The 12,503-nt window shown below is 48.7% G+C and carries 13 protein-coding genes; 5 read left to right on the top strand and 8 right to left on the bottom strand.

Features of this window, described 5'->3' with window-relative positions; translation table 11 throughout:
- Together F566_RS0101355 and F566_RS0101365 are read right to left on the bottom strand one after the other, a co-directional pair.
- On the bottom strand, positions 1–212 hold a 212-nt coding region (locus tag F566_RS0101355), incomplete at its 3' end, for a transposase (RefSeq protein ID WP_026179673.1).
- A gap of 294 nt (positions 213–506) precedes the next feature.
- Positions 507–815, bottom strand: coding sequence for a hypothetical protein (locus F566_RS0101365; protein WP_020405181.1), 309 nt, complete (start codon positions 813–815; stop codon positions 507–509).
- Positions 816–1,044: 229 nt separating this feature from the next.
- Here F566_RS0101365 and F566_RS0101370 point away from each other — a divergent pair, with 229 nt between their 5' ends.
- Positions 1,045–1,440, top strand: a complete 396-nt coding sequence (locus tag F566_RS0101370; protein WP_020405182.1) for a GFA family protein — start codon at positions 1,045–1,047, stop codon at positions 1,438–1,440.
- A gap of 140 nt (positions 1,441–1,580) precedes the next feature.
- Here F566_RS0101370 and F566_RS0101375 read toward each other — a convergent pair whose 3' ends face one another.
- The 5 genes from F566_RS0101375 to F566_RS0101395 all read right to left on the bottom strand — a co-directional run bounded on the left by F566_RS0101375 (position 1,581) and on the right by F566_RS0101395 (position 8,033).
- Positions 1,581–1,982, bottom strand: a complete 402-nt coding sequence (locus F566_RS0101375; RefSeq protein WP_020405183.1) for a hypothetical protein — start codon at positions 1,980–1,982, stop codon at positions 1,581–1,583.
- A 647-nt stretch (positions 1,983–2,629) separates the two neighbouring features.
- Complete coding sequence (locus tag F566_RS0101380; RefSeq protein WP_051085236.1) at positions 2,630–3,112, bottom strand: c-type cytochrome; 483 nt, start codon at positions 3,110–3,112, stop codon at positions 2,630–2,632.
- 601 nt (positions 3,113–3,713) lie between these two features.
- Positions 3,714–5,090: a Re/Si-specific NAD(P)(+) transhydrogenase subunit beta gene (gene pntB / locus F566_RS0101385; RefSeq protein ID WP_020405186.1), complete on the bottom strand. Its 1,377-nt coding sequence runs from the start codon at positions 5,088–5,090 to the stop codon at positions 3,714–3,716.
- A gap of 11 nt (positions 5,091–5,101) precedes the next feature.
- Positions 5,102–6,631 (bottom strand): Re/Si-specific NAD(P)(+) transhydrogenase subunit alpha, encoded by a 1,530-nt coding sequence (locus tag F566_RS0101390; protein WP_020405187.1) that lies wholly within the window; start codon positions 6,629–6,631, stop codon positions 5,102–5,104.
- A 277-nt stretch (positions 6,632–6,908) separates the two neighbouring features.
- Positions 6,909–8,033: an FAD-binding oxidoreductase gene (locus tag F566_RS0101395; RefSeq protein WP_026179675.1), complete on the bottom strand. Its 1,125-nt coding sequence runs from the start codon at positions 8,031–8,033 to the stop codon at positions 6,909–6,911.
- A 345-nt stretch (positions 8,034–8,378) separates the two neighbouring features.
- On the opposite strand from F566_RS0101395, the gene F566_RS0101400 reads away from it, so the two are divergent.
- The 4 genes from F566_RS0101400 to F566_RS36670 all read left to right on the top strand — a co-directional run bounded on the left by F566_RS0101400 (position 8,379) and on the right by F566_RS36670 (position 11,912).
- Positions 8,379–9,692: an aromatic ring-hydroxylating oxygenase subunit alpha gene (locus F566_RS0101400; RefSeq protein WP_020405189.1), complete on the top strand. Its 1,314-nt coding sequence runs from the start codon at positions 8,379–8,381 to the stop codon at positions 9,690–9,692.
- Between the two features lie 303 nt (positions 9,693–9,995).
- The gene (locus F566_RS0101405) at positions 9,996–10,538 is read left to right on the top strand and encodes a cysteine hydrolase family protein (protein ID WP_020405190.1); all 543 of its coding nucleotides are present in this window, start codon (positions 9,996–9,998) and stop codon (positions 10,536–10,538) included.
- 146 nt (positions 10,539–10,684) lie between these two features.
- On the top strand, positions 10,685–11,518 hold the full coding sequence (locus F566_RS34710; RefSeq protein ID WP_020405191.1) for a GlxA family transcriptional regulator: 834 nt from the start codon (positions 10,685–10,687) through the stop codon (positions 11,516–11,518).
- A gap of 244 nt (positions 11,519–11,762) precedes the next feature.
- Positions 11,763–11,912: a hypothetical protein gene (locus F566_RS36670; protein WP_020405192.1), complete on the top strand. Its 150-nt coding sequence runs from the start codon at positions 11,763–11,765 to the stop codon at positions 11,910–11,912.
- A gap of 193 nt (positions 11,913–12,105) precedes the next feature.
- Here F566_RS36670 and F566_RS0101420 read toward each other — a convergent pair whose 3' ends face one another.
- A complete protein-coding gene (locus F566_RS0101420; protein ID WP_020405193.1) occupies positions 12,106–12,348 on the bottom strand; it encodes a hypothetical protein in 243 nt (80 codons plus the stop codon).
- Positions 12,349–12,503: the final 155 nt, after the last annotated feature.

Here is a 12,503-nt window from a genome sequence, read left to right on the forward strand (position 1 = left end):
AGCCTTCTGATCTCCTCCTGCTCGGGAGTTAGCTTCCCATTGCCTCGAAAAGCCTGGCCGTCATCTCTGCGATGTTCCCTTATCCAGCGGCCCAGCATATTGGGGGTAATCCCAAGGCTTCGAGCAGCATCGGTTTGACTGTAGCCTTGATCCAGAACCAGGCTGATGGCATCCAATTTAAATTCTTTTGAGTACTTCTTTCGTGTGGTCAATTTCTTCATCTCCAGTTAGGGGTATTATCCTTAACTGGGTTGGTCTGTTCTATTAGGCCACGTCAACAGATAACTATTTGCTCAGTGCTGCCCTGTATCTTACCGGTACAGATATGGATGAGATTATCTGTGATTACCCCGAAGAGGCCTTAGAGGCACTTGAGGAAATCAATGAGGACCTGCCTTTGGATGAGCGCTTTCCAGAGGACCTGTAACTGAATTCTGCAAATATTGATGAGGGGACAAAGCCAGGGAGTATTCTAGTGGTCTGGACGAGATCGCGACCCTCCCAGATTAGTTAATTGCTTTTATTGCAAGCCGATAGGTCAAGTAGCCAACGGCGGTTATTACCACGATCAAGATAAGAATTAAGCGCGATAATTGCCTTTTTCTGTAGGTTTTCTTCAATTTATCTATCGCTAACAGGTTTTCAGAAACCTCTTTTTGTAACCTTACTTGTTCCCTTTGAAGTTCCAGGAATTCTTTCTCATCATCTCGCATTTCACCGTCAAACTCTTCCAGTTTTTTTAGGAATTCAGCGTCTTCACGAGCCATCTCGGCAATTTTTTCTGCCAAAGCCTGGTCTTTGGACATTTCGCTCATGAGGTGTTCCTGATGATGTGGGTAAAGTAGCAAGCATAGCACTTTTATAAGAGGGGTGAGGACAACGTTTCTGTGACTGATCACGAGAGAATAGCGGAAGTCACAGGATAGCAGGGCAGTTGTAGAAGAGTTGAGCATTATCAACAGCGTATATAAATATATCTGTACAAATAAACAGTATGGATGTAGTGTGCTTATGAAATTACCTAATCTCTTTCAAGGAGTTCCTATGATCAAGGGAAGCTGTTGCTGCGGGGCTGTTCAGTTCGAATTAACCGAGACACCAAGTATGATGGGTACTTGCCATTGCAGTCGATGTCGCAAAGTGGGGGCAAGCACTCTGGTATTCGTAAAGTCCGAAAACTTTCGGATTACTCAGGGGCGCGATCAAATCTCGACTTTCAAGGCGGAGCCTCCCTATAAATACGATCGGTGTTTTTGTTCTGTTTGTGGATCTGCGCTAGGCGAAGTTTTATCAGAAGGTGAGTCGTTCCCGGTTGTGGCCAACTGCATCGATAGTGATCTTGAAATCGAGAACCAGTTTCACGAATTTGTCTCAGAGAAACCGTGTTGGTTGAAAATTGGAGACTCAGCAAAGCAATTTGCAGAGCACCCCAAGTTTTAGGGAATAAACTGGCTTGGCAAAAACGGGATCATGTTTCTGAGCTATTCAGGGCAAGTTCTTTTTTACGAAAAAAGTTTTCAGTAGAAGGGCTAGTATTTCTGAGTTTACCCCTCTCATAAAATTAATGAGAGGGGAGAAAATCACACTCTTAATTGAAAAGAGGCCTCCAGACTATGTAATTGGTAAAAGCCTGGTGCAAAGAAAGTTTCTCCATTGGGGCGAATAACCTGAAAGGTCCGCCACGGAGAGTAACTGTGATCGGCTGGTTGGGCGACATCCCCTGGACGGCACAGTAGTGAGGCTTCTTTATATTGTTTCTCATCAACCTTAAAGAAAGTCATGGATTGACCTGAACTTAAAACTTCACTGTGCCATTCACCTTGAACCGTTTTTCCTGCGCCATCTGACGTTCTAGCCCAATACCAATAGGCTCCATCAAGTGCGCCGCAGAATACATAGGTTTCTGATGCTCCATTAGCCTCCACATTGCCTGTCAACATCAGGGTTAGGAATAATGATTTCAAAGTCATATTCTTATTCATAATAATCCTTATTTGTGTAAGTCACTTAAACCTTCAAGCGACAAAAAGAGTGCCTCGTAAAAAGGCGGCGGTAAGCTAATGACATGACAAGGAAAAAGCAAGTTCGGTAAGAAAACATAGAGAGTAATAAACTGGGGAAAATAGGTTGCCTGTTTGTCTTATGAAAGAGTTAGAGATTAGCTCTAGCCCCCTAAAAGTCGCCCGTTCCTAGAAAAAGTTTGCGAGGAGCAATTCGTACAAGTAATAGCGGCTTTGGTTGTATGACGTGTGATGAAAGATAGAAGTACAAATCAAACCTAAACTTCCGCCTCTTTGACGTGCGTCACTCATACTTGTCTGTTAGCGGAAGCTGCCCATCAAGGCTAGCGATGTGGACGCCAGCAGCGACAAGGAAAATTGAGAGCTTGGAACCCAGATCCCGTGATAATAACGGAAGTTTGGAAACCATTTGGAATAGATCAAAAATATCGGTTAGGTGAGAGTTTTTCACATCAATTACAAGGTGCTAGTGTGCCGGGCTCGCGCTCTGCTAACCCTCAGGAGGACACCCGAAAAAGTAGTAAGAAGGGTTGTTACGGTACATATGTAGCAACCCTTTGAAAAGGCCTAAAACTTGTGTTCAAAACCTCATTCTGAAGAGGTCGATGTTATTTTTCCTGAATCGATTGAATGTAGTAGACAAGCTCCAATATTCTGCCACGAACAACTTTTTCGTATTCGCCTTCGTAACCAGCAGGGCTCTTTCCTTCATCTGCCTTATAGCGGTCGCCCCATATTGGCATGGCTCTATCACCATGCACGGTAAGATCTGTCCGCCCATCTATCATCTGGTAAACCTTTAAGAAGGGGAATTCTCCAGGCTTAAGATCAGGATATTGTGAGTGGCTGTTTTTTGATAATTTTGTAAGATCGGCAGGTTTGACATTGAGGTATTTAGCTACCGGGCCGTCGCCCTTTCCTCCAACGCCATGGCAGGAAAGACAGGACATCCTGTACTCATCTGCACCGATGGTCTCTTCTTCCGCTTTTGCTTCTACGCTCACGATAAGAGCAAGTGCTAATGAAAAGGCCAAACCGGTCAGTATAAGTTTGTTTGTCGCGCTTTCTGACTGCAACCTTGAGTTAAGCATGGTGCCTCCGATTATTCTGTTTAGGAAAGGCTGAAAAGTATCCACGACAACTCTCTGTAGAAACGATTCTCTCATCAAAGTCGATCAAAAAATGATCTATGATTTTATAGACTAGACGATATTTGGATTTTTTCAGCCTATCCCGTTTGACCTAACTCAACTAAGGCTGATTTTTTTGGTTGCCAGTTGCGAAAGGAATAGGGATGAAAGGAGGAAGGGTAGTCTGCTAGAAGGCTAAGGCACGGTTTGCGTAAGCAAAGTCCTGGGGAAATTTCGTAAAAATCAAACACCTGAAAAAGATGTCTGAATAAAATGGACTGACTCGTAAATAGGCCATACGAAAAAAGTTTGAAAAGTAACAGGGAACTTTCTATCTATTTTAATCTTTCCACTAATGAGTAAAGGATTTACTGATGGTAAATATTCGACTCGCTTCAACGGATGATTTCGATGCTATGTGGAATATATTCCGGTCTGTCATCGAAACCGATGATGCGCTTCCAGTTCCTGGGGTTGGGGATAGATAATTTGAGTCTGGAAGCTGTTCTGATCTGTTAGTTGAGAAAAAGGAGAACTCTTAAGAGCTCTCCTGCCACGAGATTTACAACGCCTTCAATATCGCATCCACGCTGGCTTTGGCATCGCCAAACAGCATGCTGGTGTTTTCCTTGAAGAACAGAGGGTTCTGAACACCGGCGTAGCCTGTGCTCATCCCGCGTTTGAAGACCACGACGTTGCGGGCTTTCCAGACTTCCAGTACTGGCATGCCGGCTAACGGACTGCTGGGATTTTCTGCCGCTGCTGGGTTGACGGTATCGTTCGCGCCGATGACCAGAACGGTATCGGTGTCGGAGAGATCATCATTGATTTCCTCCATTCCCAATACAATGTCATAAGGCACTTTGGCTTCTGCCAGCAAAACGTTCATGTGGCCTGGTAGACGACCAGCGACCGGGTGGATGCCGAAACGTACGTTGATACCATCTGCCCGTAGTTTTTGTGTGATCTCATAGATCGGATGCTGGGCCTGGGCGACTGCCATTCCGTAACCTGGTGTGATCACGATGGATTTGGAGCCTTTGAGCATTTCCGCAACACCTTCTGCGGTGATTTCGACCGGATCGCCATACTCTTCACCATCACCATGATCCACAGGATCATTTCCGAATCCGCCTGCAATGACACTAATGAAGGAGCGGTTCATCGCCTTACACATGATATAAGAGAGAATCGCACCAGAAGAACCAACCAGAGCGCCGGTTATGATCAGCAAGTCATTGGACAGCATAAACCCGGCTGCCGCTGCAGCCCAGCCTGAGTAGCTGTTCAGCATGGAAATGACCACTGGCATATCTGCGCCACCGATGGAAGACACCAGATGCCAACCGAACCAGAGTGCAATTGCGGTCATCACCAGCAGGCTGAAAGTGCTTCCGCCATTCTTCACGAAATAGATCATGAGAAGGAATGAGATAACACAGGCGGCCAGATTCAGTTTGTGGCGATGAGGAAGCGTTAGCGCTTTGGAACTGATTTTTCCACGCAGTTTCCCGAATGCTACCACCGAGCCGGTGAAGGTCACCGCGCCGATAAACACGCCGAGGAAAATTTCCGTGAGGTGGATATTTAGCATCACGCCGGTCATCGGGACATGATCAGCATAGCTGTTATATCCAACCAGTACCGCAGCCAGGCCCACAAAACTGTGGAGGATGGCCACCAACTCGGGCATCTCGGTCATCTCGACCTTCAGTGCGACCTTGGCGCCGATGACTGCACCGATGGCCATGGCGATCAGAATCAGCCAGACGGCACTGACTTCCGGGCGCGAAAGCGTCGCGACCAGCGCAATGGCCATGCCGATGATGCCATACAGGTTGCCATTCTTGGCGGTTTCCTGCTTGCTGAGACCGGCCAGGCTCAAAATAAAGAGGACAGCCGCGATCAGATAGGAAGCCGTTAAAACTCCTGAGTTCATTTGTTTGCCTCCTATTTACGGAACATTTTCAGCATGCGCTGGGTGACCACAAAGCCGCCGACAATATTGATTGTGGCGACCAGAGTGGCAGCAGCTGCCAGTAGCATGACGAGTGTATTGTCACTGCTGATCTGTAGCAGCGCGCCCACCACAATAATGCCACTGATGGCGTTGGTGACACTCATCAAAGGTGTATGCAGAGCGTGGGTCACGCTCCAGACCACGTGATAACCGACAATGCATGCCAGCAGGAAGACCGTGAAGTGAGACAGAAAATCTGACGGAGCGACACTGGCCAGCCAAAGAAACAGTACACCGGTTCCCAGCATCAGACCCTGCTTCAACTTTGGAGGCATGCCTTTTTTGACGGGTGCTTCGTGTTCTGGTGGGGGAGCGACCTTCGGCTTGGGGGCTGCACTGACCTTAACCGGGGGCGGCGGCCAAGTGATTTCACCTTCTTTGGCGACGGTAACGCCACGAATAATAATGTCCTCGAAATCTACATTAATGGTGCCGTCCTTGTTCTTGCACAACAACTTCATGAGGTTGACAAGGTTATTGGCGTAAAGAAGGCTCGACTGGGCCGGTAATCTGGACGGCAAATCCACAAATCCTGCGATGGTGACACCGTGGCAGTCTACGCTTTCGCCTGGCACCGTCAGCTCACAGTTACCGCCGTTAGGGGCGGCAAGGTCAACGATCACGCTGCCCGGTTTCATGGCTTTCACCATGTCTTCGGTAATCAGTTTGGGGGCCGGTTTGCCTGGGATGGATGCGGTCGAGATGATGATGTCCACGTCCTTGGCCTGTTCCATGAACAGTGCCATCTCGGCATCGATAAATGCCTGGCTCATCTCTTTGGCATAACCGTCACCCGAACCGGTTTCTTCCTCGATATCAACTTCGAGGAATTCCGCGCCCATGCTGACGATCTGTTCTTTTACCTCAGGACGGGTGTCGAAGGCGCGAACGATCGCACCGAGACTGCCAGCCGTACCGATGGCCGCGAGACCGGCAACACCGGCGCCTATAACGAGGATCTTGGCCGGTGGCACTTTGCCCGCTGCAGTAATCTGGCCGGAGAAGAAGCGTCCGAAATGATGAGAGGCTTCAACCACGGCGCGATAACCGACAATACTGGCCATGGAGCTCAGGGCGTCCATGGACTGGGCTCGGGAGATCCGGGGGACTGAATCCATCGCCATGGCTGTGACTTTCTTCGCCGCCAGTGTTTTTACCAGCTCTTCATTAACCGCAGGCCACAGAAAACTGATCAGGGTGGCACCGGGTTTAATCAGTTCCACTTCCTGCTCGTTAGGTTCATTAACCTTGAGAATAATGTCTGATTGCCAGACGTCTGAAACCTCACCGATCTTGGCTCCCGCTTCTTCATAGGCATCATCATGAAAGCTGGATAATCCTCCAGCGTGATTTTCTACGACAACAGTGAATCCAAGTTTTATCAACTCCCTGACCGAGTCGGGACTAGCCGCGACCCGTTTCTCATGAGGTTTATGTTCCTTGGGGATACCGATTTGCATAATCGCTCCTCATTGTAATTATTGCACGCTCCATTTCATTGAACCATTTCCGACAATGGCCGACTTGATCAATAGCGTCCTAATTAACCGGAAAATGATCTTTGGCGAATACTGCGTATGATGTTTTGAGTTATTGAGAATATAGCTTGCGCTTAAAAAGGCAACAGGTCGATAGGATAAATCGGTAGTTCAGAGTGATTGGGCATGAAAAATAAAAAAGGGCAAACCATTCCGTTTGCCCTTTTCGCCGGTAAGGATGGTGTATTAATGAATACCCTTACCCCTCTACAGTCACATTGGTTGTTGGAATACTGCAGCAGGTCAGGATGTAGCCTTCTTCGATGTCCTCTTCGGTGATGCCGCCGTTGTGCTGCATCTCAACATCGCCGGAAGTTTTGAGTACTTTGCAGGTACCACAGATGCCGACACCACAGGCTTTGGGAATATTCAATCCCAGACGGGAAGCGGAGGCGTGAACTGTTTCGCCTGGTGTGGCCTGGATGCTCATACCCGAAGAGGTGAACTCCACCGTGAACATATCGGAGTCTTTGATCTCTTCCGCTTCCTTGACAGCGATTTCGGCCTGATCAATGGCATCCTGGGTAATGGCTTCCGGAGTCGCACCGAAGGATTCTTCATGATAACGACTCATGTCGTAGCCATTTGCTTTCAGCAGCTCTCGCACAGCACGCATATAAGGCGTTGGGCCACAGCAGAAAATTCGTCTGGTGAGGAAGTCCGGGACGATCATGTCCAGCTTCGCCTGATCCAGATATCCACGATATCCCGGCCAGGGATGGCCCACTTCTGTGCGTTCACATATCACGTGGAGGGCAAAGTTGGGTACCCTGGACGACATGTGCCAGAGTTCACGCTCGAATATGATGTCTTTTGGTGTTCTGGCGCTGTGAACAAACACCATGTCCACATCGGCATTAGTGTCAAAATACCAGCGTGCCATGGACATGACAGGGGTCACGCCCACGCCGCCGGAAAGGAAGAGGACTTTCTCGTCCGGATAGTCAATACAGTTGAAGTTACCAACAGGCCCATGAACCGCCAGCTCATCCTGTACCTTTAGATTGTCGTGCAGCCAGTTGGAGACGCGGCCGCCCGGAACCCGTTTGACAGTGATGGAAAAACTGTAAGGGACCGATGGAGAGCTGGAAATAGTGTAGGATCGCATGACCTGCTCACCGTCGATCTCCAGTTCCAGTGTCACGAACTGGCCGGGTTTGAAGAAGAACATGACCGACTGTTCGGCATTGAAGCAAAACGTTTTGACATCCCAGGTTTCCTGGATCACCCGCACACAGCGGACGGCATGGCGCCCATTGGTCCAGACCCGAGTATTGACGTCATTAAAATATTGGGTATGGGTTTCTTGAATTTCACTGCTCATGAGCGTCTCCAGGGTGTTCAATGCTTCATTTGAAGCCGTAAAATAGATATCCATTGGATCTTTGAGATTTCTCGCCATTTTTGGCTAAAACACAAGAATCAAATTAGCCATTTGCGACATGAACTTGTTCGTCTTATCCAATCCCTGTGTTGGCAAGGGCTTAGTCGGGCTATTTGGTCGAAAAATTATCCGGCTTTGTCGTATTTGGATAACCGGTCGCGACAAACCTCTCAGAAAATAGACTTACAGTTGCCGTCCTGGGGAGATTGGATCACCAAGGGAGCAGGCTGCAACCAAAACAATTAGTGAATACACAGAGATATCGGCCTGTTTGAGGAATGATTGATGAACGAAAACGATTTGCTCAATTTGAAGTATAACTCATACGAGCAAGCCCGGTTGGAAATGACTCGTTTGTTAAAAGAGAGAAAAAGCAATTACTCTTTGCCACAACCTCTCTATAACGATCCATTCATGTTCCGTGTGGATATGGAAGAGATCTTCCAGAAAGAATGGCTGTTTGTGGCGATGACCTGTGAGGTTCCCGGCAAGGGCGACTATATCACAGTGGAGATCGGGCAAAATCCGGTGCTGATTGTTAGAGACGGCGAAGGGAATATCAATGCTTACCACAATGTGTGTCGACATCGTGGGTCCCGGATTTGTACCAAACACCGGGGCAAAGTGGCCAATCTCACTTGTCCTTATCACCAGTGGACTTATGACCTCAAGGGTAACCTGCTGTTTGCCGGTACCGAAATGGGGGACTCCTTTGATAAATCTGCCCATGGTCTGAAGAAGGCACACTGCAAAACTGCCGGTGGTTTTATCTTTATCAGTCTGGCGGCGGGAGAGCCAACCAATATCGATGGCTTCCTGGAGGACCTGGAGCGCTACATGGAACCATATGATATGGTAAATACCAAAGTGGCGGCAGAATCGACCCTGGAGGAAAGTGCCAACTGGAAACTGGTGATCGAGAATAACCGGGAATGTTATCACTGTTCGGGGTCTCATCCAGAACTGCTCAGAACCCTGCTGGAATGGGATGACACCAACGATCCTCGAGCGACACCTGAATTCCTCGAACATTATCAGGCACAGGCGGAAGCCTGGGATGCGGAAGGCATTCCACACGAGCACGTGTCCCATGGTTTGCGTAACCGTATCGTCCGGATGCCACTGAAAAAGGGCACAGAAGTTATGACGATGGACGGCAAGAATGGCTGCTCCAAGACACTGGGAAGAATTAAAAATCGTGAGCTGGGCTCTATGCGGATTCTGCACCTTCCCAATTCCTGGAACCATATGCAGAGTGATCACGTCATTGTGTTCCGGGTATTACCGATTTCGGCCCAGAAGACACTGGTGACCACCAAGTGGCTGGTCCACAAAGATGCGGTGGAAGGGCAGGACTATGATCCCAAGCGCCTGACAGAGGTTTGGGATGCCACCAACCGACAGGATCGGGAGCTGGCAGAGCAGAACCAACTGGGAATCAACTCAGTCGGTTACGAGCCTGGTCCATACTCTGAAACCTTCGAGTTTGGCGTGGTTAATTTTCTGGACTGGTATGCCGAATCCGTTCTGGCCAACACCAATCAACAGGAAGCCTCCAATACTTCACTGGACGAAGAGCAAGTTGTTGCTGTTGAGTAAGGTATCTATAGCGACTATTGAACTGGGCTCTTAATCTAAGCTGAGTTCATTTTGAAACTTTAGGAACATCACTCGCCAAGGATGGCGATTTTCTTCTGTTAACCATACTCTCCTTCAGGCGATTGATTTTGCCGGTTAAGCCCTTTCTTCGTAGTCTGTTAATCCTCGGCATCCGCCTCAAATGCTCCATGTAGATTGGTTGTCCTGATCTGTCCGGTTTCTGTCCGATGAACGCCTTATCTTCAGGGATTTTCGGTCATATAGTGTTCTCTGTTCAGAACGCAATACAGAACGGAGTGAGATATGAGTACTACAGCATTATTGGTTATTGATGTGCAGGAATCCTATAAGCACAGGGATTACTGGGATGAATCAGGGTTTAACGCATACGCGGAAAAGCAGAATCAGCTTATTGGCGCGGCTAGAAATAAGGGGTGGCCGGTTATCTTTATTCTTCATAACGAGGAGACAGGAGTATTTTCTCCAGAGTCCGGATATGTCCGCTTGATGGACTTTCTGGATAAAAGAACCGATGATCCGGTATTTAACAAATATGCCCATAATGCGATTCTCAAAACCGGACTTCAGGAATGGTTGCAGAAGCGGGGCATCGAGAATCTGGTGGTCAGCGGTATTCGTACCGAGCAATGCTGCGAAACCACCACCCGTGTGGCCAGCGATCTGGGCTACGGTGTGGAGTTTGTGCTGGATGCCACCCTGACTTTTCCTATGCGTCATCCTTTGACAGGAGATCTGGTGAGTGTCGAGCAGATTCAGAAGCATACAGCTCTGGTGCTGGAAAAGAGGTTCGCGACCATCAAGTTCGTTGAGCAGTATGTGGAATAGGCGAAGCACAACAGTGCTAATAACGGCTGGAATACTGCTGTACTGCTGAGTTTAACCACTTTATAAAGTTGAGTGTTTAAAATCGAATGAGCCGGCCAGAATCCCCGATCAGGATATATCTGTTGGTTTTGCCCAGAGTGCATATCATGGATCTGGCTGCGCCCGCTCAGATATTTGCCCATGACTCCCTGGAGGGTTTGGTTGAACTTCATTATATCTCGCCCTCAGAGGACCAAAGCTCTTATCAGGGACTGCATTTAACCAAACTGGAAGCTTTGCCTGAGCAATTACCGAACAATAGCTGGCTATTGCTGATCGGTACCAGCAAGCTTGCCCGTCATTTGGACGAGCCGGAATATCGCCATGCTGTCGAGTGGCTCCGCCTTCAGTCGCAGGGTAAGTCCCTGATTGCAGGAATCTGTTCCGGTACACTGCTGGCAGCGAAAGCCGGAATGCTCGATGGAAAACGTTGTACCACGCACCATGAACTCACAGATGTGCTGCGCACCCTGGCGCCGGAGGCCCGGGTGCAGGAGGACTGCATCTTTGTTAATGATGGTCATCTTTGGTCCAGTGCAGGCATAACGACGGGACTGGACCTGTGTCTGCAACTGGTGGCTGATCACTGGGGCCATGGTAAAGCCCTGGAGATTGCGCGCAGCCTGGTTCTTTATCAGCGGCGCTCAGGTCATGAGCAGCAAGTCAGCTTCTGGCTGAACCACCGTAATCACATACATTCCAGAATTCATGATGTTCAGGATATGATCATGTCAGCCCCCGGACACTCATGGACGCTTAGCGAGTTGTCTGTAAGGGTTCACCTTAGTGAACGTCATCTCAGTCGAATGTTTACCCGGGCAACCGGCGAAAGCCTTCAGGATTATCTGCAGCAGGCCAGGGTGGAGCTGGCTCGGCAACTGCTGGAGCAGACTCGCCTCAGCCTTGATGAGATTGCTGAAAAGATGTGGCTTTCAGGCTGAGAGAAGCCTTCGCCGGACATGGTCCCGCTGGATGCCGGGCACCCCATCTACTTATCGCCGCACTGTTGCCGACTTTACAGAACAATCTATCTAGATAATATCAGCATTTCTCTGCGTCTGTTTTTTTGCGTTTATATACTGAACTCTATGTAGAGGTTGCTGTATTTTTTCGGGCTTTCTAAAAAACTATTGCGGCTCAGGAGATCACTTTATCGGGCACGTTAACGGCGATGATTTTATTGCCGTGATCACCGATCCAGGCCAAAGGGAGATTCTAGCGCCTTTGCTGGCGGAGTTTGATGAGTATGTCAGTCAGTGGTATACAGACAATGACATTGCTGCAGGCGGTATTGTCACGGAAGATCGACTGGGGAGAGGCGTTATTTCAATGTGATGAGTCTTTCCGGGGGAGCTTTGCCGGTGAACTCAGGCGATTATCTGCATTTCAAAGAAGTATCGTCTGAGCTTGGTAAAATCAAAAGCAAGCCAAGACCTATGACATGACTGCCAGTGTATTCAGGGAGGGAGACACCCTGTTTGTTTTCCAGGCTGCGGTCAGGGTAGTCTTCGAATATCAGACCGTTGATCTATCTTCGGGTCAGTAATGCTTCGACCGCTGCCTTCACGGCAGGAAGTAGTAATTCAGGCTTCTTCATCAGTTGTTGGGCCATTCTGTCCACTTCCATGCGCTTTTCTGCTGGCTGTGTCTGCAACCACCCCAGAGTGGTTTCCACTGCCTGACGAGGGTCTGACCCTTTAGCTACTGGTGCGCCAATTTGCAGCAGATAGTTGTACAGGTCGTCCTGATCTACGAGGTCCGCAATCATCATTGTATGTACTCCTTACCGGAAAAGCCGGCTCAGTTGTGAGCCGGCCGGTTAAGGAGAGTCTGAATAACCCCAAGGTTCTGAGGTAATTCAAACTCTCGACGATATATGGCCGAATATTCAGAGTGTTTTTCCGGCCATTTTGGATCTTCCCCCCC

This window comes from Hahella ganghwensis DSM 17046 (assembly GCF_000376785.1).
GTDB lineage: Bacteria > Pseudomonadota > Gammaproteobacteria > Pseudomonadales > Oleiphilaceae > Hahella > Hahella ganghwensis.

Bases quoted from the DNA above. Each gene is read 5' to 3' on its own strand.
- F566_RS0101365 (WP_020405181.1), bottom strand. From the start codon at position 815: ATGAGCGAAATGTCCAAAGACCAGGCTTTGGCAGAAAAAATTGCCGAG.
- F566_RS0101370 (WP_020405182.1), top strand. From the start codon at position 1,045: ATGATCAAGGGAAGCTGTTGCTGCGGGGCTGTTCAGTTCGAATTAACC.
- F566_RS0101375 (WP_020405183.1), bottom strand. From the start codon at position 1,982: ATGAATAAGAATATGACTTTGAAATCATTATTCCTAACCCTGATGTTG.
- F566_RS0101380 (WP_051085236.1), bottom strand. From the start codon at position 3,112: ATGCTTAACTCAAGGTTGCAGTCAGAAAGCGCGACAAACAAACTTATA.
- pntB (WP_020405186.1), bottom strand. From the start codon at position 5,090: ATGAACTCAGGAGTTTTAACGGCTTCCTATCTGATCGCGGCTGTCCTC.
- F566_RS0101390 (WP_020405187.1), bottom strand. From the start codon at position 6,631: ATGCAAATCGGTATCCCCAAGGAACATAAACCTCATGAGAAACGGGTC.
- F566_RS0101395 (WP_026179675.1), bottom strand. From the start codon at position 8,033: ATGAGCAGTGAAATTCAAGAAACCCATACCCAATATTTTAATGACGTC.
- F566_RS0101400 (WP_020405189.1), top strand. From the start codon at position 8,379: ATGAACGAAAACGATTTGCTCAATTTGAAGTATAACTCATACGAGCAA.
- F566_RS0101405 (WP_020405190.1), top strand. From the start codon at position 9,996: ATGAGTACTACAGCATTATTGGTTATTGATGTGCAGGAATCCTATAAG.
- F566_RS34710 (WP_020405191.1), top strand. From the start codon at position 10,685: ATGGATCTGGCTGCGCCCGCTCAGATATTTGCCCATGACTCCCTGGAG.
- F566_RS0101420 (WP_020405193.1), bottom strand. From the start codon at position 12,348: ATGATGATTGCGGACCTCGTAGATCAGGACGACCTGTACAACTATCTG.